The 22303-nt window shown below is 72.4% G+C and carries 16 protein-coding genes and 1 other RNA gene; 7 read left to right on the top strand and 10 right to left on the bottom strand.

Annotated elements, in window-relative coordinates:
- The first annotated feature begins 62 nt into the window (after window positions 1–62).
- The 6 genes from ftsE (at window position 63) to MON03_RS09820 (ending at window position 5616) form a co-directional block, all read left to right on the top strand.
- Complete coding sequence (ftsE, locus tag MON03_RS09845) at window positions 63–821, top strand: cell division ATP-binding protein FtsE (protein WP_031274382.1); 759 nt, start codon at window positions 63–65, stop codon at window positions 819–821.
- Entirely contained in the window at window positions 818–1732 is a 915-nt protein-coding gene (gene ftsX, locus MON03_RS09840; protein ID WP_031274380.1) for a permease-like cell division protein FtsX, read from the top strand. Before ftsE ends, ftsX begins: the two co-directional genes overlap by 4 nt.
- A gap of 229 nt (window positions 1733–1961) precedes the next feature.
- The gene (gene smpB, locus MON03_RS09835; RefSeq protein ID WP_022904941.1) at window positions 1962–2438 is read left to right on the top strand and encodes an SsrA-binding protein SmpB; all 477 of its coding nucleotides are present in this window, start codon (window positions 1962–1964) and stop codon (window positions 2436–2438) included.
- Between the two features lie 93 nt (window positions 2439–2531).
- Window positions 2532–2908: a transfer-messenger RNA gene (ssrA, locus tag MON03_RS09830) on the top strand.
- Window positions 2909–3061: 153 nt separating this feature from the next.
- Window positions 3062–3820 carry a hypothetical protein gene (locus tag MON03_RS09825; protein ID WP_242088219.1) on the top strand — a complete coding sequence of 253 codons (759 nt, stop codon included), beginning with the start codon at window positions 3062–3064 and terminating at the stop codon, window positions 3818–3820.
- A gap of 125 nt (window positions 3821–3945) precedes the next feature.
- A complete protein-coding gene (locus tag MON03_RS09820; protein WP_242088218.1) occupies window positions 3946–5616 on the top strand; it encodes an APC family permease in 1671 nt (556 codons plus the stop codon).
- Between the two features lie 81 nt (window positions 5617–5697).
- Here the strand turns inward: MON03_RS09820 and MON03_RS09815 are convergent, their stop codons facing one another.
- Together MON03_RS09815 and MON03_RS09810 are read right to left on the bottom strand one after the other, a co-directional pair.
- Complete coding sequence (locus MON03_RS09815) at window positions 5698–7053, bottom strand: LLM class flavin-dependent oxidoreductase (RefSeq protein WP_242088216.1); 1356 nt, start codon at window positions 7051–7053, stop codon at window positions 5698–5700.
- Between the two features lie 2 nt (window positions 7054–7055).
- A complete protein-coding gene (locus MON03_RS09810; RefSeq protein ID WP_229727778.1) occupies window positions 7056–8480 on the bottom strand; it encodes an O-acetylhomoserine aminocarboxypropyltransferase/cysteine synthase family protein in 1425 nt (474 codons plus the stop codon).
- Between the two features lie 203 nt (window positions 8481–8683).
- On the opposite strand from MON03_RS09810, the gene MON03_RS09805 reads away from it, so the two are divergent.
- Entirely contained in the window at window positions 8684–9925 is a 1242-nt protein-coding gene (locus MON03_RS09805; protein WP_242088214.1) for an amidohydrolase family protein, read from the top strand.
- 15 nt (window positions 9926–9940) lie between these two features.
- On the opposite strand, the gene MON03_RS09800 is transcribed toward MON03_RS09805, so the two are convergent.
- The 8 genes from MON03_RS09800 to aroA all read right to left on the bottom strand — a co-directional run bounded on the left by MON03_RS09800 (window position 9941) and on the right by aroA (window position 22217).
- Entirely contained in the window at window positions 9941–10549 is a 609-nt protein-coding gene (locus MON03_RS09800) for an NUDIX domain-containing protein (RefSeq protein WP_242088212.1), read from the bottom strand.
- A 253-nt stretch (window positions 10550–10802) separates the two neighbouring features.
- The gene (locus MON03_RS09795; RefSeq protein ID WP_175329057.1) at window positions 10803–11516 is read right to left on the bottom strand and encodes a M50 family metallopeptidase; all 714 of its coding nucleotides are present in this window, start codon (window positions 11514–11516) and stop codon (window positions 10803–10805) included.
- Between the two features lie 185 nt (window positions 11517–11701).
- A complete protein-coding gene (gene glmS / locus MON03_RS09790; protein ID WP_242088211.1) occupies window positions 11702–13516 on the bottom strand; it encodes a glutamine--fructose-6-phosphate transaminase (isomerizing) in 1815 nt (604 codons plus the stop codon).
- A gap of 407 nt (window positions 13517–13923) precedes the next feature.
- On the bottom strand, window positions 13924–16623 hold the full coding sequence (locus tag MON03_RS09785) for a helix-turn-helix transcriptional regulator (RefSeq protein WP_242088210.1): 2700 nt from the start codon (window positions 16621–16623) through the stop codon (window positions 13924–13926).
- Between the two features lie 614 nt (window positions 16624–17237).
- Window positions 17238–18020 (bottom strand): inositol monophosphatase family protein, encoded by a 783-nt coding sequence (locus MON03_RS09780; RefSeq protein ID WP_242088209.1) that lies wholly within the window; start codon window positions 18018–18020, stop codon window positions 17238–17240.
- A gap of 51 nt (window positions 18021–18071) precedes the next feature.
- The gene (locus MON03_RS09775) at window positions 18072–19250 is read right to left on the bottom strand and encodes an ABC-2 transporter permease (protein ID WP_148286056.1); all 1179 of its coding nucleotides are present in this window, start codon (window positions 19248–19250) and stop codon (window positions 18072–18074) included.
- 544 nt (window positions 19251–19794) lie between these two features.
- The gene (gene rsgA / locus MON03_RS09770) at window positions 19795–20835 is read right to left on the bottom strand and encodes a ribosome small subunit-dependent GTPase A (protein WP_242088208.1); all 1041 of its coding nucleotides are present in this window, start codon (window positions 20833–20835) and stop codon (window positions 19795–19797) included.
- On the bottom strand, window positions 20832–22217 hold the full coding sequence (gene aroA / locus MON03_RS09765; RefSeq protein ID WP_242088207.1) for a 3-phosphoshikimate 1-carboxyvinyltransferase: 1386 nt from the start codon (window positions 22215–22217) through the stop codon (window positions 20832–20834). Before aroA ends, rsgA begins: the two co-directional genes overlap by 4 nt.
- Window positions 22218–22303: the final 86 nt, after the last annotated feature.

Genomic DNA, 22303 nt, shown 5'->3' with positions numbered 1-22303 from the left:
CGGACACGTGAGCCGCGCGCCTCGGCCCGTTCCAGCCCGGACCGACCTACCCTGAACCGGTCATGATCAAATTCGACCAGGTCACCAAGGTGTACTCGGGCAACCCGAGTCCCGCGCTCGACGACGTCTCCCTCGAGATCCTCAAGGGCGAGTTCGTCTTCCTCGTCGGCGCGTCCGGCTCCGGGAAGTCCAGCTTTCTGCGCCTCGTGCTCAAGGAGGAGAAGCCCTCGCGCGGGCAGATCCACGTGCTCGGCCAGCGGCTCGGGTCCCTGTCGTCGCGCAAGGTGCCGTACTTCCGGCGCAACCTCGGCGTCGTCTTCCAGGACTTCCGCCTGCTGCCGAACAAGACGGTGTTCGACAACGTCGCCTTCTCGCTCCAGGTCATCGGGAAGAGCAAGGGCTTCATCAGCGAGGCCGTGACCGACGTCCTCAAGCTGGTCGGCCTCGCCGGCAAGGCGACGCGCATGCCGCACGAGCTCTCCGGTGGTGAGCAGCAGCGCGTCGCGATCGCGCGGGCCGTCGTGAACAAGCCGGCGATCCTGCTCGCCGACGAGCCGACGGGCAACCTCGACCCGACCACGTCGGCCGGCATCATGGCCCTCCTCGAGCGCATCAACCAGGGCGGCACGACCGTCCTCATGGCGACCCACGACGCGAGCATCGTGAACCAGATGCAGCGCCGCGTGATCGAGCTGTCGAACGGCACGATCCTGCGCGACGAGCAGTCCGGCGGCTACCAGACCCAGGCCGTCCCGATCCAGCGAGGCAACACCGTGTCGAACACCACCGGCATCCAGACCATCCCGGGGATCATCCGATGAGGCTCGGACTCGTCATGTCCGAGGTCGGCTCGGGCCTGCGACGCAACGCCTCGATGGTCGTGTCGGTCGTCCTCGTGACCTTCATCTCGCTGACGTTCGTCGGCACGGCGATCCTGCTCCAGATGCAGATCAACCAGATGAAGGGGTACTGGTACGACCGGGCGCAGGTCGCCGTCTACCTGTGCACCGACACCGACACCACCGGCAACTGCACCGGGGCGAAGGCCACCGCGGACCAGCGCGACCAGGTCAAGGCGCAGCTCGACTCGTCGACGCTGAAGCCGTACATCGAGAAGTTCTACTTCGAGAACCAGCAGGACGCCTTCACCCGCTTCAAGCAGCAGTTCAAGGACTCGCCGGCGACCGAGTTCGTCAAGCCCGAGTACCTCAACGAGACCTACTGGGTGAACCTCAAGAACCCGTCGCAGTCGGACGTGCTCGTCGAGAGCCTGTCGAAGGTCGCCGGCGTGCAGAGCGTCGTCGACCAGCGCGGGTACCTGCAACCGATCTTCAACCTGCTCAACGCGTCGTCGTACACGGCCATCGGCATCGCCGCGCTCATGCTCGTCGCTGCCGTGCTGCTCATCGCCACGACGATCCGGTTGTCGGCGTTCAGTCGACGGCGAGAGCTCGGCATCATGCGGTTGGTGGGCGCGTCGAACCGGTTCATCCAGACGCCGTTCGTCCTCGAGGGGGTGATCGCCGCGGCCATCGGGGCGGTCCTCGCGGGTGGGGCGATCGTCGCCGTGGTGTGGTTCTTCGTCCGGAACTACCTGGCGGTCCGGTTCTCCGGTACGGCGTTCATCGGGATGGGGGACGCGGCCGTCGTCGTCCCCGCCGTGGTCGTGATCGGTGTGCTCCTCGCCGGACTGTCGGCGTTCGTCGCCATCCGCCGTTACCTCAAGGTGTAGCGGCGCGCGGTGCGGTGCGCGCTGCGGTCGCGCGCTGCGGTCCGCGCTGACCGAGTCTCGGCATGAGCGACAATGCTCGGGGCCGGTGCCGCGAGGACCGTCGCTCACAGCGAGACTCGGGGCGGGCGGCGCGCCGGGAAGGTGCGCTGCGCCGTCGGTGTTGAGTAGTCTGTAAGGCTGCGCCGGACACCGGGTCCGGGGCGCACGCACGGACTCGGGAGGAGTCGTCATGGCCAAGGAACGCGGTGAGAAGATCGTCGCCACGAACCGTCGCGCCCGACACGACTACCTCATCGAGGACACGTACGAGGCGGGGATGGTGCTCTCGGGCACCGAGGTGAAGTCCCTCCGCCAAGGGCGCGCCTCGCTCGTCGACGGGTACGCCTTCATCGACGGGGGAGAAGCCTGGCTCGACGCCGTGCACATCCCCGAGTACACCGAGGGCACGTGGAACAACCACTCGCCACGGCGCAAGCGGAAGCTCCTCCTGCACAAGCAGCAGATCGTGAAGATCTCGCACAAGACCGCGCAGGGCGGGTACACGCTCGTGCCGCTGCAGATCTACTTCCACGACGGTCGGGCCAAGGTGGAGATCGCGGTGGCGAAGGGCAAGCGCGAGTTCGACAAGCGCCAGGCGCTCCGCGAGAAGACCGACAAGCGTGAGGCCGAGCGGGCGATGCGCACCCGGAACCGCGTCGGCGAGTAGCGCCGCACACGCCGGTCGACTAGACTGGAGCACCGCCTGAACGGCGGTTGCCAACTCAACAGCGTGACAGTGGCTCGCACGTCCGGCCTGCATGGGGATGATCGGTTTCGACATTGCCTGTGTGCCGACGGGAAGCGGGCCGAGGACCCACGGTCATCTCGTGAACGATCCGTGGAAAACAACAAGTGCCAATTCCAAGCGCACTGACTTCGCTCTCGCTGCGTAAGCAGCCCAGCACATGAAGTCCGTCGGCCAGGTGACCGTCCCCTAACCTGATCCCGGCGTCATCAAGAGGACTTGCTGCACGGTTGCGCCTCAGGGCCGTGCGGGACTTGCACTGAGACTGGGCCCGTCGTCCAAGAAGCCGGTAGCAATGGACGGGGCCGAGCAGAACGCCTGATCCGGCTACGCCCGTAGAAGACGTCGAATTGCAGCGATGGACGGGGGTTCGATTCCCCCCATCTCCACCACCTGCCGGTCGTCGGGCCACTGTCACGCCGAGTCGTCACCGAACGCCCCACTCCAGCGGAGTGGGGCGTTCGTCGTCCTGCCACCCCACGGGGCTACGCTCGGGGAACCGGCGCGGTGGGACGCCCCGCGCCCCCGGGACGAAAGGTGCGAGTGTGGTGCAGGAGATCGCGATCCGTGTCCGTCTGCGTGAGCAGGAGCGCCTCGGGCTGGGGGAGTACGAGCGGCTCGTCGGGTCCGTGGCCACCGTGGCGGCGCTGGTCGCCTGGCTCCCCGCGCCCGACTCCCGGCTCGTCCTGCGCGGCCGGGCGGCGGAGCCCGTCCGGCTCGAGACGGTGTCCTACGGCGCCGTCTTCGAGATGCTCGTGGTGCTCGACCAGCGTTCAGCGGCCGTCGAGCGCGCCGCGTCCGCGGTCGCCGCCCTCATCGAGTCGGTGCGGCACGAGCACGTCGAGGACGACGTCGCCGGGGTCGCCGGTGAACTCGACCGCCTGGACCGGTCGGCGCCGCGGGGTCGTTCCGTCGCCGAGCGTTCGCTGCGGTCCCTGCTCGAGGGCGCCCGTGCGGACGTCCTCGCCCGCCGGACGTCGACTCGCGTCCGTGCGGCGCAGGCCCTGCTCCGGCTCGCGGAGGACGGCGCGGAGCTCGTCGTCGAGCGGGTGGAGGACGCACTCGCTCCCGAGCTCGAGGCCGAGGTCGTCGACGTCGCTGCGGACACGGGGGCTGCGGTGGTGGTGGGGACGGCGTCGGAGGAGGCCGAGCACGAGGAGGCGTCGAAGAAGGCTGACAAGAAGGACGCGTCCAAGAAGGCTGACAAGAAGAAGGCTGCCAAGAAGGCCGAGAAGAAGAAAGCTGGCAAGAAGGCCGAGAAGAAGAAGGCCGACAAGGCGAAGGGGAAGTCGAAGGACAAGTAGCCTGAGTGCTTATACAGCACTTGTGTTTCCACCTCGTTAAATAATCCGGCGAGCATCCTGTCCAGTGCCATTGTCGAAGCACGCGGCCCCCGAACACGGGTCAGCGTCACTCGACAGGAGCAACAGTGGCAACAACGACGACGACACAGGCGCTGCCGGACTCCGGCCTGAAGCGGAACGTCGGCTTCATCGGGCTCATCTGGGCCTCGACCGGATCGATCATCGGTTCGGGGTGGCTCTTCGGCTCGCAGGAGGCCCTCAAGACGGCGGGTCCCGCCGCGATCATCTCGTGGCTCATCGGCGGCGTGGCCGTCCTCGTCCTCGCGCTCGTGCACGCCGAGCTCGGCGGCATGTTCCCGATCGCGGGCGGGACCGCGCGCTTCCCACACATCGCGTTCGGTGGCGTCGCGGGTGCCTCGTTCGGCTGGTTCTCGTGGCTGCAGTCGGTCACGGTGGCGCCGATCGAGGTCGAGGCGATGATCAAGTACGCGCAGCACTGGCAGTTCGCGCACCCGTGGCTGCACACGGTCGTCGTCAACGGTGAGACGCAGCAGCTGCTGACCGGCTCCGGCATCATGGTCGCGATCCTCCTCATGGCGGTCGTCACGGTCGTCAACCTGCTGAGTGTCCGCATCCTCGCGAACACGAACTCCGCCGCCACCTGGTGGAAGGTCGCCATCCCCCTGCTGGTCATCATCGTCCTGGCCTTCAGCGGGTTCCACGGGAGCAACTTCACGGCGGCGGACGGCTTCCTGCCCGGCGGCGCGAAGGGCATCCTCGCGGCGGTCTCCACGTCGGGCATCATCTTCGCGTTCCTCGGGTTCGAGCAGGCGGACCAGCTCGCCGGCGAAGCGAAGAACCCGAAGCGCGACATCCCGCGCGCGGTCATCGGCTCGGTCGTCATCGGCCTCGTGATCTACCTGCTGCTGCAGGTCGTGTTCCTCGGCGCGCTGCAGTCCGGTGCGATCCAGGGCTCGTGGGCCACCGCGGACTTCACGAAGTACACCGGCCCGTTCGCCGACATCGCGATGGCCGCCGGCATCACCTGGCTCGCCGTGATCATCTTCATCGACGCGATCATCTCGCCCGGAGGCACCGGCCTCATCTACGTCACCGCGACGACCCGCATCTCCTACGGTCTGAGCCGCAACGGGTACTTCCCGAAGGCGTTCGAGTGGACGACGAAGGCCGGCGTGCCGTGGGTGGGCCTCGTCACCGCGTTCGTGGTCGGCTGCGCCTGCTTCGCACCGTTCCCGTCGTGGCAGGGGCTGGTCAGCCTCATCACGAGCGCCTCGGTGCTCATGTACGCCGGGGCACCGCTCGCCCTCGGCGCGTTCCGGAAGCGCATCCCCGAGATCGAGCGCCCGTACCGGATGCCGGCCGCCGCGGTGTTCTCGCCGATCGCGTTCATCGTGGCGAACCTCATCATCCTCTGGACCGGGTGGGACACCGACTGGAAGCTCGGCGTCGCGATCCTCATCGGCGCCGTCGTCATCGTCCTGAACAACGTGTTCCGCGGCGCCTCGAGCGTCCGGCCGCGGTGGGACTGGAAGGCGGCGCAGTGGCTGCTGCCCTACCTGGTCGGCATGGGACTCATCGTGTTCCTGAGCGACTTCGGTCCGCTCACGAACCCGGTGTTCCCGCTGTGGGTCGACATCGTCGTCGTGGCGGCCTTCTCGCTGGTGATCTACTACTGGGCGATCAACTCGGCGAGCACGCGTGAGGAGATCCTCCGCACCGCCGAGGACGTCCGCGAGGTCGAGGAGTCCAACGTGGTGGAGCCGGTCCACCACTGAGCGCAGCGTCACGCGACGCTGCACGAGACGGACGGGAGGCCCGTGGCGACACCGCCACGGGCCTCCTGTCCGTCTCGTGGGTCAGAAGTCGAACAGGTTGCCGCGGATGCCACCGTCGCCGTACTCGCGCCGCAGCAGCCCGCGCCGCCGGAGCACCGGGACGAGGTCACCGAGCATCCGGTACACCTGCGCCGGGTGCAGGTCGCCCGAGAAGATGAAGCCGTCGTTGTCCGCGTCCGCGCCGAGCTCCTCGACGAAGTCGGCCAACTCGTCCGCGGTGCCGACGAAGCCGTCCCTCGTGGTGATCCTGCCGAGCCGGGCCTTCCGGGTGAGGAGTTCGCGCAGCGGTGCGTCGGGGGTGTCCCCGACGAGCCCGCGGATCGTGCCGGCGGACACGTGGTCGCCGAAGGTCCCGGCGGGGATCGGTGCGTCGAGGTCGAGCGACAGCAGGTCGGTCTCGGAGTCGCTCGACCACGCGATCGCGGCGGCACGCAGGGCCTCGTCCGTCGGGTCGGCCGAGGCGCGGACGATGCGGTCGGCCTCCTCCGGGGAGGACACGAGCACCGGCTTGAGGACGAAGAGCACCCGGATGTCGGCGGCTGATCGGCCGGCGTCGGACGCGGCGGTGAGCACCCGCGCTCGGTAGTCCCGGACCGCGCCGGCCGAGAGCGGCGCGAGCGCGAGCTGCACGTCCGAGTGCGTGCCGGCGAACCCCAGCCCGCGGCCTGACCCACCGGGGGAGACGATCACCGGGTCGGTGTCGAGCGGGAGGGCGTTGAGCGGCCCGTCAGCGCTGAAGTAGGCGCCCTCGTGGTGGAACGCATCGAGCGCGTCACCGTCCGCGAAGTGCCAGCCGGCACCGTCGCCCGGGGCGCGGCCGTCGCCGTGGACACCGCCCGTCCCGGCGGCGCCGGCCACGTACCCGTCCGACCCCCACGAGTGCCAGAGCCGGCGTACGAGCTGCAGCCACTCCTCGGCACGGTCGTACGCGGCGTCGTGCGGCAACGGCGCGAGCCCGGCGTGCCGCGCGCTCCCGGTGTCCGTGACGACGTTGAGGCCGAACCGGTCGCCGGACAGGTGCGCGAGCGTCGCGGCCTGACGTGCGGCGAGGTACGGCGGCGTGAACCCGGCGTTGATGGTCGGGGCGATCCCGATGTGCGACGTGGCGGCGAACAGGTACGGCGCGAGCAGCAGCGGGTCGTGCTTCGGACCGCCGTAGGCCTGCCGGATGCGGAGGTCGAGCGTCGACGGGTTGCCGAGCGAGATCGCGTCCTCGGCGATGACGAGGTCCATCCCGGCCTGCTCCAACGCCCGCACCGACTGCTGGTAGAGGTCCGGCTTCGTCCAGTCGTGACCCCAGTGCCAGTCGTCCCGACCCCAGGCCTGCGGACCGAACCCACGCGAGAAGAAGTACCCGAAGTGCTGCAGCTCCGCCACCGTCAGAGCTCCTCGGCGATGACGTGGCCCTGCGGGACGGTGTGGGCGAGCGCGGCGAGGTCCGAGACGGACCCGACCCGTGCCTCCAGGCCGGTGCTCGCCGCCGTGTCGACGCGACCCGCGCGCACCGCGGCGAGACCGCGCTCGAGGTCGCGGACCAGGTCCGCGACGTCCTCGATGCCGACCGACAGGCGGATCAAGCCGTCGTCGATGCCCTGCTCGGCGCGCTCCTCGGGCGTGCGGCCCGCGTGGGTGGTCGTCGCGGGGTGCAGGATGAGCGACCGCACGTCGCCGAGGTGGGTCATCCGGCTGAACAGCTCCACCGCGTCGATGAAGGTCCGTGCGGCGGCTTCGCCGCCGGCGAGGGTGAAGGCGAAGACGGAACCGGCCCCACGCGGCAGGTAGCGCTGGGCGAGGTCGTGGAACGGACTGGAGGCGAGACCCGCGTGGTCGACGCTCGTCACCTCCGGCTGCTGGTCCAGGTACTCCGCGATCGCCAGCGCGTTCGCGCTGTGGCGTTCGACGCGCAGGCTCAGCGTCTCGATGCCCTGGCGGAGCAGGAACGCGTTGAACGGCGACGGCGTCGGGCCGATGCGCGAGGCGATCACGTCGCGTGCGTACACGACGAACGCGCGGCTGCCGAACCGCTCGACGTAGCTCTGCCCGCCGAGCGAACGCTCCGGGCTCGTCAGGTGCGTCCACCGCTCGGGCGCCGCAGACCAGTCGAACGTGCCGCCGTCGACGACGACCCCGCCGAGGCCGGCGCCGTGCCCGGAGAGGAACTTCGACGCCGAGTGCACGACGATGTCCGCACCGTGCTCGACCGGACGGACGAGGTACGGGGTCGCCAGGGTGTTGTCGACCACGAGCGGAACGCCCGCCCGGTGTGCGACGTCGGCCACGCCCGTGATGTCCAGGACGTCGTTCTTCGGGTTCGGGATCGTCTCGGCGAAGAACGCCTTCGTGTTCGGGCGGACCGCCGCCGCCCAGGCGTCGAGGTCGCGGGCGTCGCCGACGAAGTCCACCTCGATGCCCAGCCGACCGAGGTTCTGCACCAGCAGGCCGCGCGTGCCCTCGTAGATGCTCCGGGCGCTGACGACGTGGTCGCCGGCCTGCAGCAACCCGAGGAGGGCGACGGTCACGGCCGCCTGCCCACTGCCGACCAGGATCGCCTCGGCGCTCCGCTCGAGGAGGGCCACGCGCCGTTCGACGTCGGCGTTCGTCGGGTTGCCGAGCCGGGTGTACGTGTAACCGTCGTCCGACCCGGCGAAGCGCTCACGGGCCTGGTCGAAGTCGTCGAAGACGAACCCCGAGGACATGTGGATCGCCGGGACCCGTGCTCCGTGCGCCGCGTCCGGCACGAAACCGCCGTGCACCTGCTCGGTCGCGAAGCCGTGCGCCGCGTCGGCGCGCTCCTCGTCGGTCATCGGGTCCTCCACGGTCGTCGGGTGTCGGTACCCTTGCACGCCGCGCCGCGCGGACCGTCGAATGCTGCACCCGGTTACGGGTGGCCGGTCCAATCCGGTGCCGGGTGCGGGACGGTGGCCTGCTCGGAGTCCGCCCGTCGGCCTGCTCGGAGTTCGCCCGTCGGCCTGCTCGGCGTCCGCCTGTCGTCTGCCAGGCTGGTCGCATGCTCCACGACGACGTCGACCTGGTCCTCCGCTCCGTCCGCCCGTGGGGAGGTGACCCGGCCGACGTGCACATCGCAGGGGACCGGATCGTCGCGGTGGAGCCGAGCGGGGTCGGCGGGGGCGTGCGGTCCGTCGGGTCGATCGCGGCTGCGGGGGTGACGGTCGTCGACGGCTCCGGGCTGCTCGCGCTGCCCGGCCTCGTCAACGCCCACGCGCACGTCGACAAGAGCTGGTGGGGCCGGCCGTGGGAGTCGTACGGCGGCGAGGGCGGCACCCAGGGCCGCATCGCACACGAGCGTGCCCGTCGCGACGCACTCGGCATCCCCGGCGTCGACGTCGCCACCCGGGTGCTCCGCGAGGGGCTCCGGACCGGCACCACGCGCGTCCGGACCCACGTCGACGTCGACCTCGGCGTCGGCCTCCGCGGGGTCCACGCGGTGCAGGCGGCGGCCGAGGCACTCGACGGCGCCGTGGAGGTGTCGATCGTGGCCTTCCCGCAGGACGGGGTCCTCCGCCGACCCGGCGTGCTCGACCTCCTCCGGCAGGCGGCGCTCGCCGGGGTCGCGCACGTCGGCGGCCTCGACCCGTCGCTCATCGACCGTGATCCGGTCGGCCAGCTCGACGGCCTGTTCGCGATCGCGGCGGACACCGGCTGCGGGATCGACCTGCACCTGCACGAACCGGCGGACCTCGGCGCGTTCGCGATCGACCTCGTGCTCGACCGGGTGGAGCGGGACGGGATCGCTCCCGGGAAGGTGAACATCGCGCACGGCTTCGCCGTCGTGGACGTCGACCCGGTCCGGCGCCGCGACCTGCTCGAACGGATGGCGGGCCTCGGCGTCACGATGACGACCGTCGCACCGCTGCGGATGCGCCAGCTCCCGTTGCACGAGTTCGACGAGGCAGGGGTCCGGTTCGGGTTCGGGACGGACGGGATCCGCGACCTGTGGAGCCCCTACGGCGACGGCGACCTGCTCGGGATCGCTTGGCAGTACGCGCGGGCCGGGGGAGTGGTGCGGGACGAGGACCTCCGTCGGGTGGTCGAGATCGCGTCGCGGGACGGCGCCGCGTTCGTCACGGACGAGGTGCACGACCTGGTGCCGGGGGCTCGGGCGGACGTGGTGCTCGTCGATGCGGAGAACCCGATGGACGCACTCGTGCGGCGGGTCCCGCGGGCGCTCGTGGTCGCCGGTGGGCAGGTCATCGATCCGGTGGCGTTGGAGCAGCACCCCTGGGAGTGAGCCTGCGTGCGTGGGTCAGTCGTCGCGGGAGGCAGCGGGTGCTGTGCTGCGGCCGGCTTCGCGCACTGCGGTGCGCGTGGCGTCGCGTGCTGCCTCGCGTGCCGCGAGCAGCCGGTGTGGGAACGTCGACGGGACCGCGTCCGGGAGCGCCTCGACGGGGAACCACCGGACGTCGTCGCTCTCGTCGCTGACCGCCGTCGCCGCTGACGGGTCCTCCGGGTCGACCAGCGCGACGAAGCCGACGTCCCAGTGCGCGGCGCAGATCCCGAACCCGCTGTGCAGGTCGTGCCGGTCGACGTCGACGACGCTGCCGTCGAGCAGCTCGAGGCCGGCGATCCCGGACTCCTCACGTGCCTCTCGGCGGGCGGCGGCCGCAAGGGAGGTGTCCTGCGGCTCGAGGTGGCCGCCGACCTGCACCCAGAACCCGCCCTTCCGGTGCAGGCAGAGCAGGGTCCGCTCGAGGTCGGGGGAGAACACGAAGCACGAGGCGGTGAGGTGCTCCGGCCCGCCCTCGCGCCGGAGTGCTGCGTCACCGTGCTGCTCGACGAACCGGCGTGCCGCGGGGACCCCGGGCACGTCGTCGGGCGTCCGGGCGAGGGCGGTCGTCACGTCGTCGAGGCGCATCCGGCCATCGTGGCAGGCCGACGGCGGCCGTAGGGGACAGGCGGCCGGGTTCCGGGCGGTTCCCGGGTGCGACGGACGGGGCGGGCGGTACGACATCGCCGTCGTGGTGCGACAGCGTCGTCGTCGTCGCAGCGCGTGTGCAACGGTTGCGGACGGGCACAGACGACATCGCCGTCGTCGTGCGACAGCGGACGTGTCGTTCGACAGCCGTCCCGGCACCGGCACCGGCACCGGCGCCGCCGCGCCCCGCGCGTCAGACCAGCGCGCGGACCCCCGCGGCGACGGCCTCCCACGACTCGGCGAGCGGTACCCGTGCGAGCCACACCGCCACGGCGTTCACCGCGACGAACAGCACGAACCACAGCGACGCCGGCACCCGCATCTCGGCCGCAGCGATGTGGAAGTCCGTCTGCACCCGGGCACCGGTGAGCAGCCACCGTGCGACCTGCACCACCGACCGCAGGCCGTCCACCACGAAGAGCGCCCCGACGGCCGCGACGACGAGCACCGTGGCGTCCGACGGTCGGACCGCGACCCACAGCGCGAGCGCGTCGAAGCCGACCACCACGAGCAGCCCGAACCAGTTCCGCACGAACAGCAGGGCGACGACGCCGACCACGCCGAGCACGACGACCGGCAGCCACCGCGACCCGTGCAGCACACCGGTCACGAGCAGCACCCCGGCCCAGAGCGGCGCACTGTAGCCGGCGTACAGGTTGAGGACGCGCACGAGCCAGCGGATCGCGCCCGGCACGCGGCCGAGCTGGACCCAGGCCTCGCCGGAGCCGTCCGGGTGCAGGTCGATGCGGCGGATCTGCCCGCCGAACGGCACCACGACGACGACGTGGCCGACCTCGTGCACGATCGTCGCGGCGATGCGGGCGGCCCGGCCGACGACCGGGACGAACGGCAGGGCGGCCCCGACGAGCAGGGCGACGAAGACGAGGGGCGGGGCTGCGGTGGTCAAGCGACCAGCATGGCAGCCCCGCCCGAGGAGCGGGCCCACCGCCAGGGCCCCGGGAGGGAACGGTCAGCGACCCGACAGGGGTCAGGTGGAGAGCGCCCAGACGACGACCGCGGCGGTCGCGACGATCGTCAGTCCGGCGAGGACGGCGAGGAACACCGTCAGGCGGTTCACGGGCCGGTGCCTGGCTATTCGACCGTCACCGACTTCGCGAGGTTCCGGGGCTTGTCGACGTCGCACCCGAGCTGGAGCGCGAGTTCGCGGGCGAGCATCTGCAGCGGCACGACCGCCTCGAGCGGCCCCCACGGCGCGGTGCTCGCGCCCCAGGTGAGGCCACCGGTCGCGCGGCCGGCGAGCGCGGGGATGTCCGAGCCCTCGCCGCCGATGGTGATGACGAAGCCGCCACGGGCCCGCACCTCGGCGATGTTCGCCTGCATCCGGTGCTCGCCGTGGTCGACCACGACGACCGGGGTGCCCTCGTCGACGAGCGCGAGCGGTCCGTGCTTGAGCTCGCCGGCGGGGTACGCCTCGGCCCACCGGTAGCTCAGCTCCTTGAGCTTGAGCGCGCCCTCCGCCGCGTACGCCAGACCCTGGCCGCGGCCGAGGAACAGGAAGCCGGACGCCTCCCGGACGTTCGCGACCAGGAGCGGGATGCGGTCGGCTGCGACGGACGCCGCGTGCTCGACGCGGGCCGGCAGTTCGGAGAGCTCGCCGACGAGCGCGGCGGCACGGGCGGTCCCGATCCGGCCGGAGGCCACCATCGCGGAGATCATCGCCGCGACGCCGACGACGACCTGCGCGGTGAACGTCTTCGTCGCCGCGACTCCGACCTCGGGGCCGGCGTGGCAATCGAGCACCGCGTCCGCCCGGCGGGCGAGCGACGAGTGCAGGTTGTTCGTGAGCGCGAGCACCGGGTGCCGGTCGTCGAAGCGGTCGAGCGCCCGGAGCACGTCGGCGGTCTCGCCCGACTGGCTGATCGCGACGACGAGCGTGCCCGGGCCGAGCACGACCTGGTCCGCCTCGCTCGCCACCACGATGTCCGTCGGGACCCCGCCGATGCCGCGCAGTGCGGTCGCGATCACGTGCCCGGCGTTCAGGGAGGTGCCGCACGCGACGACGGCGAGCCGGTGGAACCCGGGCAGCCCGAGTCCGACCCACATGCTGCCGTCGACCGCTCGACGAGCGACCCGCTCGAGGATCGAGCTGACGACGGCCGGCTGCTCCTCGATCTCCTTCGCCATGTGGTCCGGGTGGTCGCCGAGGTCGAGGGCGGCCGCGGCGAACGGCGACGGCGTGGGGAAGGGGACCGGGACCGTCACACCGCCGGACGACCAGGTCCACGCCTCGCTCAGCTCGACGACGTCGCCGTCGCGGAGCGCCACGAAGGTCTCGCACCACTCGGCGATCGCGCCGATGTCGCTCGCCACGAAGTCGCCGCGGGCCGACCGTGCGACCACGAGCGGCGACCGGTCGGCGGCGACGACCATCCGGCCGTCGCGGGCGTCGAGGACGACTATCGCCCACGACCCCTCGAGCTGTGCGGTCGCGATCTGCACCGCGAGCATGAGGTCCGGGTCGACCGCGAGGGCGCGCTCGACGAGGTGCGCGATGACCTCCGAGTCGACGTCGGAGCGGAACACGTGGCCCTGGCGTTCGAGCGTCGCGCGGAGCTCGTCGGCGTTCTCCACGATGCCGTTGTGCACGACGCTGACGCGGCCGCCGCAGTCCGCGTGCGGGTGCGCGTTCGCCTCCCGCACGGCACCGTGGGTCGCCCAGCGGGTGTGGCCGATGCCGATCCCGGTCAGTGCGTCGCCGGACCGTGCGGCTATGAGCGTCCGGAGGTCGCCGACCCGGGACACCGAGCGGATCGTCTCGGTGCGGCCGGAGGCGGTCCGGACCGCGATGCCGGCGGAGTCGTAGCCGCGGTACTCGAGTCGCTCGAGGCCGTCGAGCAGGTAGGGGCTCGCGTCGTCACTGACGCGGGCCGCGATGATGCCGCACATCGGGCGTCCCTTCGGGTCGGGAACTGCAGGGGTGGTGCTCGGGGGAACGGCACCGACCGCCGTCGGGTCAGCCGCGCGCTCGGTCCGCCGGCTCGGGGGCCGCCGCCCGTCCTCGGATCAGGCGAGGACGGACGACGGCGGTCTCAGGGCCGACGGTTCGGGTACCGAACGGGGTACCGCGGACGGGCTCCGGGAGGAGCACGGCGGTCGGTGCAGGAGAAGCGTCACCCGCGGACGGGGGGCGGGGCAACACCCGTCGACCGCTCTTGCGGTTCCCCGCGCGGGGCCCGCACCGCGGGTGCGACACTGCGGGACCCCGCATCCACGCAACCCGGGAACGGACGGGAGGCCCGGTACCAGCTGGTACCGGGCCTCCCGTCCGATGCGTGGTCGCGTCGCGACCGCGATCAGGTGAGCAGCGCCACGAGGTGCGAGCGCGAGCGCGCGCCCACCTTGCGGTAGATCTGCGTGAGCCGCAGCTCCACCGTGCGCTGCGACATGAAGAGCGACGAGGCGATCTCGCGGTTGCGGTAGCCCTCCGTCACCTTCTGCACCACGGCGCGTTCCTCGGCGGTCAGCGACGTCAGCGCTGCGGACGCGTCCGGCGCGCTCCGCGGTGTGCCGGGCTGCGGCGCCGAGCCCGTCGGGCCGGACCGGAGGAGCGAACCGCCGAACGACGGCATCGCGACCGACGGGGCGGGCGTGACGAGCGGACGCCGGAGGCCGGCGGCCTCGTACGCGGCTGCCGCTGCGGCGCCGAGCCGCGGACGCTCGGTGGCCGTGCCGACCGCGGCGAGTGCCGCGAAGGTGCGAGCCCGCTCGTACTGCGAGTCGTGCGGCTGGAACAGCTCCAGCGCGCGACGCCTCGCGGTCTCGCGCGTCGTGTCGTCCGCGACGAGCGCCAGGCTCCGCGCGAGGACCAGCGCGCCCCAGCGCGACGGCCGGGAGTGGTGGTCCGCGGCCAGCCGGGCGGTGATCGCCCGCGCGTCGTCGATCCGGCCGAGGCGTGCGTACGCCTCCACCAGGTCCCCGAGGTGCCGGAGCACGGCGGGGTTCCGCAGGGAACGGCCGATGGCGTCGGCCGCCTCGAGGCTGACGGCGGCCTCCTCGAGCCGACCGTCGAGCAGCAGGACCCGACCACGGAACGCGTGCAGCTTCGCCGTCGCACCCCAGAGCCGGTTCGTGGAGCGCTGCGCGAGGCAGCGGTCCAGCACGTCGAGCGCCTCCGAGGAACGACCCTCCGCGAAGTGGCGCCAGGCGATCGCGATCACCCGCGAGGGCTCTCGGAACCGCTCGGACGCCGCGGAACCGGCCTCCCAGACGTCGATCGCGCGGAGCGCCTGCCGGAAGTTCCCGGAGCGCACCTCGTTCTCGGCGGACAGGTAGCGGGCCGCTTCCGTCCACACGAGCGGCGTCTGCGGACCCCGGGCGAGGACCAGTGCGAAGACCCGACGGGCGCTGCGGTAGCGCTCACCGATGCTCAGGGCGTGGGCGAGCAGCAGCAGGGCGGCGTCGGACATGCCCGTCAACACGGCGGCCGAGAGCCCGTCGTGCAGGTCCGCGTCCGCCGGGAGGGTCCCGTCGACGGCGGCGATGAGCTCGCGGGCCGTCGCCGTGATCTCCAGCGTGTGCGCGGAGGCCGAGTCGAGGAAGGGCTCGGCGCGGGCCAGGAGGTCTCGCGCCTGGTCGAGCTCCCACACCTCGGCGCGGAAGCACGCCACGGTCGCGAGCAGGCCCGCGACGGCGTCGGTCTCCACCGGGTCGCCGGCGTCGACCGGCAGGAGCAGCTCGTCCGCGTGCACGGCGTCGCCGCTGAGGAACTCGACGGAGTACTGCAGGCGCAGCCGGCGGACCTCGGTGGTCGTCTCGCGGAACGGTCGGATCGCGGCGAGGTACCGTGCGGCGGCGCTGAGGAGCCGGTTCGCCAGCATGACCTCGGCGACGCCGAGCAGCGCCTCGTGCTCGTCCGCGGTGCCGCCCCCGACGAGCAGGGCTCGCTCGGTGAGGGACGTCGCCGCGGTGGTGTTGCCGTCCACGACGTACGACCGCGCGGCCCGGAGCAGCGCGACGGCGTCGGGGACGTCGTCCACGAAGCTGCGGTGCCAGGCGTGGGCTCGTGCGTCCGTGTCCGCCGTGACCTCCGCCAGGGCGGTGTGGGCGGCCCGGCGCTCCCGGGAGGGCGTCCGCCAGTACAACGACGAGCGGACGAGGGGGTTCGCGACCTCCACGTGCTGCCCCCGCACGGCGACGAGTCCCGCGTCCGCGAGGTCGTCGAGTGCGTCGCGGTCCCACGTGGCGGCCTTGGCCGTCGGGACCAGCGCGAGCCGAGCGAGGACGTCCAGATCGCGTCCCGCAGCGGCGTCGAGCACGGTCGCGGCGATCGCTTCCGTCGTCTTGGTGGGGCGGAGCGGCAGTACGAGCGGCTCGGTGCCGATCAGCTGACCGCGGGTGAGGCCCGCGAGCTGTTCGCGCAGTACGCCGGGGTTGCCTCCGGTCTCCTGCGCGAGGATCGCGAGGACACCGTCGTTCGCGTCGTCCGGAGCCGTGCTGCGGGCGAGCGTCAGGGCGACGTCCTCGCTGAGCGGTTCGAGCCGCAGCGCGGGCAGCGCCGCGAGCGGGCCGTCGGCGGGGACGGTGCGGACGGACGCGACCACACGCAGTGCGGTCCCTGCCAGTCGGCCGGCGAGGAACGCGATGAGCTCCTGGCTCTCCACGTCCATCCGGTCGAGGTCGTCGATGAGGACGACCGTCGGCGGCAGGGTGAGCGTGTGCACGGCTTCGAGGAAGTCGTGCGCAGCGGCGAGGCCGGCGCGTTCGGGGACCTGACCACCGGTGGAGCCCGCCTGCAGCAGGTGGGCGATGTGCGCGGTGGCGCGGGGGTCGTCCAGGGCGGTGAACAGTGCGGTCACGCCGGCCAGGGGCCAGTGGGACTCACTCCCGTTCACACCGACGCGGACGACGGGGAGGGAGACGCGGTGAGCCACCGCGTCGAGGACGCTGCTGCGCCCGGAACCAGGGTCGCCGACGACGACCATCGCGGACTCCCGAGGGAGCATTGCGAGGGTCGCGATCCGGTCGACCTCGAGACGGCGACCGGTGAGTGCCATGACTCACCGGCCTCCGGGTCCGGAGACGGATGCTGCGACGGACGGGCGCGCGGAGGCGGACCGGACGGAGGCGTGGCGGGTGACCGCGCCGGTGACCGGACGTGCGAGAGCTTCGTGGTTGGAATGCGGACGAGTGAGGGTGCACTCGGTTCCGCTCGGGAACGATGATGTCATCGTCTGTATCACCCCTCGGGTTAGGGTCTTCGACGAACTGGCACCGGGTCGCGTTCCGTGCCGGATCTAGGGAATCCGAGACGTCACCTGACCTGGCGTCTCGTTGACAGTAACCCAGGTCCCGGCGAGGTGGACCGGTCGTTCCCGACGTTTTCTCCCTTCGACTGCCCCCAGTCCGGGGGGCGGCGTCGCGGTCGCGGGGGTTGGCCACGGGACACGTGCCGGGCGTTCGGGGTACACCGTCGTCCGGACCGCGACAGGGGCGGTCGGTGGCGGACGCCCGGGCGCCCGGGCACCCGGCGGTGGCGTCCTCACGAGTCCCGGTCGAGCGGGGTACGCGCGGGTGTCGGATGCCGTCCTGCAGAGGGGTCGGCGCGAGGGGCTGCCGTCGCGGTACCCGGATGCGCGATGTGCGTTCTTCGGATCGCCCCGCGGTGCCGTCAGCGACGGATGACGTCGACGACGGCGTCGTGCACGAGGCCGTTCGACGCGAGCGCACTGCCGTGCCACGGTCCGGGATCGCCGTCGAGGGAGGTGAACCGTCCGCCGGCCTCCTCGACGATCGGGACGAGCGCGGCGATGTCCCACGGCTTGAGGTCGGGTTCGCCCGCGACGTCGAGCACACCCTCCGCGACCATCATGTACGGCCACATGTCGCCGTAGGCCCGGGTGCGCCAGACCTTCCGTGACAGCGCGACGAGCGGCTCGAGCCGGTCGTCCTCGTCCCACTGCTGGATGCTGTTGTAGCTGAGGCTCGCGTCGGCGAGGTCCGCCACCCCGGAGACGTGCAGCGGGCCGTCGAACGAGTGCGCACCGAGACCCTCGGCCGCCCACCAACGCTTGCCGAGCGCGGGAGCGCTGACGACACCGAGCACCGGCCGACCGTCGACGGCGAGGGCGATCAGCGTCGCCCAGACCGGCACGCCGCGGAGGTAGTTCGCCGTGCCGTCGATCGGGTCCACGACCCACTGGCGGTGTCCTTCGCTGACGGCCTCGCCGCCCGCGTCCGCGGTCGTCTCCTCGCCGAGGAACGCGTCGTCCGGGCGTTCCGTCGCCAGGCGGTCGCGGATGGCCCGCTCCACCGCCTGGTCGGCGTCCGTGACGTGGGTGCTGTCGGCCTTCTTCGACACGTGCAGGTCGGCGGCGCGGAACCGTTCAAGGCTGATCGCGTCGGCGGTGTCGGCGAGGGAGCGGGCGAAGTCCAGGTCGGCGCTGAGGTCCACGCGTCGAGCGTAGCGCTCGGGTGCGGCACGCCGGGATGGGATGCGGGGGTGTCAGGCGGCGACCACCTCGTCCTCCTCCTGCGCGGAGACGGCGCGTTCGCGGGCGATGCGGGTCCGCCGGGCGACCAGGCCGTGCACGACGACGCAGAGCAGGACCGCGGCGGCCAGCCAGAGTGCGAGCACGAGGCTCGGACGCCCGAGGGACGCGTCCGGGAAGTACTGGAGGTCCTGGGCGGCCCGGAGCCACGCAGCACCGCTCCAGAAGCTGTTCAGCGCCGCGAAGAACCCGGGCTGGAACGCCGGCTGGAAGATGCCGCCGGAACTGGTGAAGTTGAGCATCACGAACAGCATCGTGAGGATCGGCGTGGTCCACCGTCCGAGGACGGGGTGCAGACCGACGCCGAGCGCCACGATGATCGCGTCGTACAGCCACGCGAACAGGAACACCTCCCACCGGTGCGTCGTGACCACGCCGTACACCGGGCCGGCGACGACGATGCCGATGCCGGCGACGACGCCCGCGGTGACGATCCCCACCACGGTCGTCCAGAACGGCCGGAGGCGTGCGGCGACCGCGGCGACCGCGATGGCCGATGCGTAGCCGCCCACGCTGAGGCCGACCAGGAGGAAGAACAGCCCCTGCCCCGTCGAGTCCTGCTCGCCGGCGGGGACGACGTCCACCACGCGGAACGGCAGGTGCTGCCGGAACGCGATGGGCATGAAGACCTTCTGCGCGGCGGTCGCGGTGGTCTCGGACGCCGCGGTCGAGACGTAGAGGGTCGCGCCGCTCGTCGTCGGGGCGTAGACCGCCGCGAGCTCGCGGTCGCGGACCTGCTGTTCAGCGCGGTCGGTGGAGGTCACGACGTGCGCGACGAGGGCGCCGTCGGACTGGTCCGTGACGGTCTGCGCGAACACCTGCGTGGCCGCACCCTGGCCGACGATGCCGACGGGGAGGTCGTGCGGCGTCGGGGCGTGGAACGCGCCGAGGTACGCGAGGCCCATGCCGGCGGCGAGGAACAGCGGGACCAGGATGTGCGAGGCGAAGTGCCGGAGGGTCGCGCCGAGGCCGTCGGGACGGAGGACACCGTTGCCGGGGGAGCGGCGCGGTGGCTTCGGAGCGGCGTGGGTCGCCGCGGTGTGCGCCGCGGGTGCGTGCGGCGCGGACACGTGGGGGGACGGGGCGTCGACCGTGCTGGCCGGCGCAAAGTTGTACTTTGCAACTTCAGACACGTGGGGCAACGATACACCGCCACCGCGGCGCGGCGCGGCGGTGGTGGCGGTGGCGGCGTCGGCGTCGGTGGTGGCGGGCGGATGCCGGTGTCCCCTCGGCGGTCGCGACACCCCGCGTCCGCGGTGTCGAGTGGTCACGACGCGTCGGTGCGGCGCCGGCGGAGCGACCGTTCGTGACCGCGCGGGGTACCTGAGCGGGGAGTCGTGACCGCGCCGGCCGCGGCCCCGACGTCGCCGAGGGCTGGTCCCCGGCGTCGTTGTGCATGCGTCCGACGGCGTGGGTACGGGCGGTCGCGGCGCCCGGCGTCCCCTCGGCGGTCGCGACAGCCCGCGTCCGCGGCGTCGAGTGGTCACGACGCGTCGGGTGCGGCGCCGGCGGAGCGACCGTTCGTGACCGCGCGGGGGGCCTGAGCGGGGAGTCGTGACCCTCCGGAGTCGGCGACGTCCGACGGGAAGCCAGGCGCCGACGGGGAGCCCGGCGCCGACCGGAAGCCAGGCGCGCGCTGCCCGCCAGCCGCCAGCCGCCAGCCGCCGCCGCCGAGGCCTACTCCTGCCCGGGGTCCTCCGCGCCCATCCCGGTCAGCAGCGCCCGGAAGGAGTCCAGCCGCTCGACGCCCGTCGGCCCGAGCTCGCCGTCCGCCACCCGGTCGACGATCTCCCAGTCGTGGGCCTGCGACAACGGGATGCCGTCGGCCGGCTCGCGCACGGGGACCGCGTGCGCCGCGAACGCCCGGAAGACGTTCGCGGGGTCGACGTGGCCGAGACCGAACGACCGGACGCCCGGCGTGTCGATGATCCAGCCGCCGTCCCGCACCCGCAGCGCGATCGAGGACGACGACGTGTGGCGCCCCCGTCCGGTGACGGCGTTGACGTGTCCGGTCGCCCGGGTCGCCCCGGTGATGGCGTTCACGAGCGTCGACTTGCCCACGCCGGAGTGGCCCACGGTCACCGTGACCTTCTCGTCCAGGACGTCGTGGAGCGCTGCGAAGGGCACGTCGTCCGAGCGGCTCGTCACGATCCGCAGCGAGAGGCAGGCGAAGTGCTCCAGGAACGGCGCGGGGTCGGCGAGGTCGGTCTTCGTGATGCAGAGGACCGGGTCGAGGCCGGCGTCGAACGCGGCCACGAGGTACCGGTCGATCAGCCGGGTGCGCGGTTCCGGGTCGGCCGCGGCGACGACGATGAGCATCTGGTCGGCGTTCGCCACGATCACCCGCTCGACCTCGTCGGTGTCGTCGGCGCTCCGCCGGAGCAGCGTCGTGCGTTCGGCGACCTTGACGATCCGTGCGAGGGACCCCGGTTCGCCGGAGGTGTCGCCGACGAGCGACACGTGGTCGCCCGTGACGACGGACTTCTTCCCGAGCTCTCGGGCCTTGGTGGCCGTGATCACCGCGTCCCCGACGAGCACGCCGAAGCGCCCGCGGTCGACGTTCGTCACCCAGCCGGCCGTCGCGTCCTCGTGCGTCGGCCGGACCTTCGTGCGCGGCCGGTTGCCCTTCGGGTTCGGACGGATCCGGACCCGCGACTCGTAGTCGCCGTAGGGCTCGTCCCCGCCGTCGTCGCCTTCGGCGTCGTCCCACCAGCTCACGGAGCGGCCCCCGGGGAGCCGGCGGTCGCGACGAGCTCCGCCCACAGCTGCGGGAACTGGGGGAGGGTCTTCGCGGTCGAGCCGATGTCGTCGACGGCGACGCCGTCGACGACGAGGCCGACCACGGCACCGGCGGTCGCCATCCGGTGGTCGTCGTACGCGGCCCACGCCGCGCCGTGGAGCGGGGCCGGCTCGATCCGCAGGCCGTCGTCGAGTTCGCGCACCGCGCCTCCCGTCCGGTTCAGGTCCGCAGCGAGCGCGGCGAGCCGGTCCGTCTCGTGTCCACGCAGGTGACCGATCCCGGTGACCTCGCTCGGCCCGTCGGCGAGGGCCGCGAGCGCGACGAGCGCCGGCGCGAGCTCGCCGCCGCGCGTGAGGTCGAGGTCGACGCCCGGCAGGGAGGCACCACCCGCCACCCCGACGCCGCCGTCGAACACGAGGTCGTCGCCGTCCCGCGTGACGGTCGCGCCCCAGAGGGGCAGGAGCGTCTCGAGGTCGGCGCCCACCTGGGTCGTCTCGGTCGGCCAGGTGCGGATGCGGACGGAGCCGCCCGCGACGAGCGCGGCCACCGCGAACGGTGCGGCGTTGGACAGGTCGGGTTCGATCGTGACGTCCCGCGCGGCGATGGGACCCGGGTGCACGACCCACTCGCCGACGGCCGGCTGGTCGACGCGGACACCCCGCGCGCGCAGGACCTCGACGGTCATGTCGATGTGCGGCAGGCTCGGCAGCCGCTCGCCCGCGTGCACGAGGTGCAGGCCCTCGGTGAAGCGCGGCGCGGACAGCAGCAGGCCGGAGACGAACTGCGAGGACGCGGACGCGTCGATCGTCAGCGAGCCGCCGCGGACCGCACTGGTGCCCGTGAAGGAGAAGGGCATCGCGCCGTCGCCGTCGTCGGTGACGTCCACCCCGAGGTCGACGAGCGCCTGGATGATCGCGCCCATCGGACGCTTCCGGGCGTACGGGTCGCCGTCGATCGTGACCGGGCCGGTCGCCAGCGCCGCGAGCGGGGGCAGGAAGCGCATCACGGTGCCGGCGAGGCCGCAGTCCACCCGGACGTCGCCGCGCATCGGTGCCGGGGTGATCCGGAGGTCCGGTCCGTACGGGTTCGGCACACCTGGCGCTCCGTCCGTGCCGGGCGCCGGAGGGAGCTCCTCGATCCCGACCCCGAGCTGCCGGAGGCCGGCGATCATCAGGGCCGAGTCCCGCGAGTGCAGCGGCAGCCGGATGGTCGAGGGGCCGTCGGCGAGGGCGGCCAGGACGAGCTCCCGGTTCGTCAGCGACTTCGACCCCGGCAGCGCGACGTCGCCGCGGAGCGGGCCCCGTGCGCGCGGGGCGGTCCAGGGAGCAGGAGCCTGGTGGGAATGCGTCGTGGCAGCCATCGGTTCACCAGGGTACTGAATCCACCGGGAGGATCCTTGGCGACAGCAACACTGACGCGCGAGCGGACGCACCTGCCCGTCGCGGT

It is taken from the genome of Curtobacterium sp. DN_7.5 (assembly GCF_022655355.1).
Lineage (GTDB): Bacteria > Actinomycetota > Actinomycetes > Actinomycetales > Microbacteriaceae > Curtobacterium > Curtobacterium luteum.
The sequence above is the reverse complement of the archived record's forward strand: the minus strand, read 5'-3'. Positions and strand labels throughout refer to the sequence as shown.

Excerpts from the sequence above, each read along its gene's own strand:
- ftsE (WP_031274382.1), top strand. The coding sequence starts at position 63 with ATGATCAAATTCGACCAGGTCACCAAGGTGTACTCGGGCAACCCGAGT.
- ftsX (WP_031274380.1), top strand. The coding sequence starts at position 818 with ATGAGGCTCGGACTCGTCATGTCCGAGGTCGGCTCGGGCCTGCGACGC.
- smpB (WP_022904941.1), top strand. The coding sequence starts at position 1,962 with ATGGCCAAGGAACGCGGTGAGAAGATCGTCGCCACGAACCGTCGCGCC.
- MON03_RS09810 (WP_229727778.1), bottom strand. The coding sequence starts at position 8,480 with ATGACCGACGAGGAGCGCGCCGACGCGGCGCACGGCTTCGCGACCGAG.
- MON03_RS09805 (WP_242088214.1), top strand. The coding sequence starts at position 8,684 with ATGCTCCACGACGACGTCGACCTGGTCCTCCGCTCCGTCCGCCCGTGG.
- MON03_RS09800 (WP_242088212.1), bottom strand. The coding sequence starts at position 10,549 with ATGCGCCTCGACGACGTGACGACCGCCCTCGCCCGGACGCCCGACGAC.
- glmS (WP_242088211.1), bottom strand. The coding sequence starts at position 13,516 with ATGTGCGGCATCATCGCGGCCCGCGTCAGTGACGACGCGAGCCCCTAC.
- MON03_RS09785 (WP_242088210.1), bottom strand. The coding sequence starts at position 16,623 with ATGGCACTCACCGGTCGCCGTCTCGAGGTCGACCGGATCGCGACCCTC.
- aroA (WP_242088207.1), bottom strand. The coding sequence starts at position 22,217 with ATGGCTGCCACGACGCATTCCCACCAGGCTCCTGCTCCCTGGACCGCC.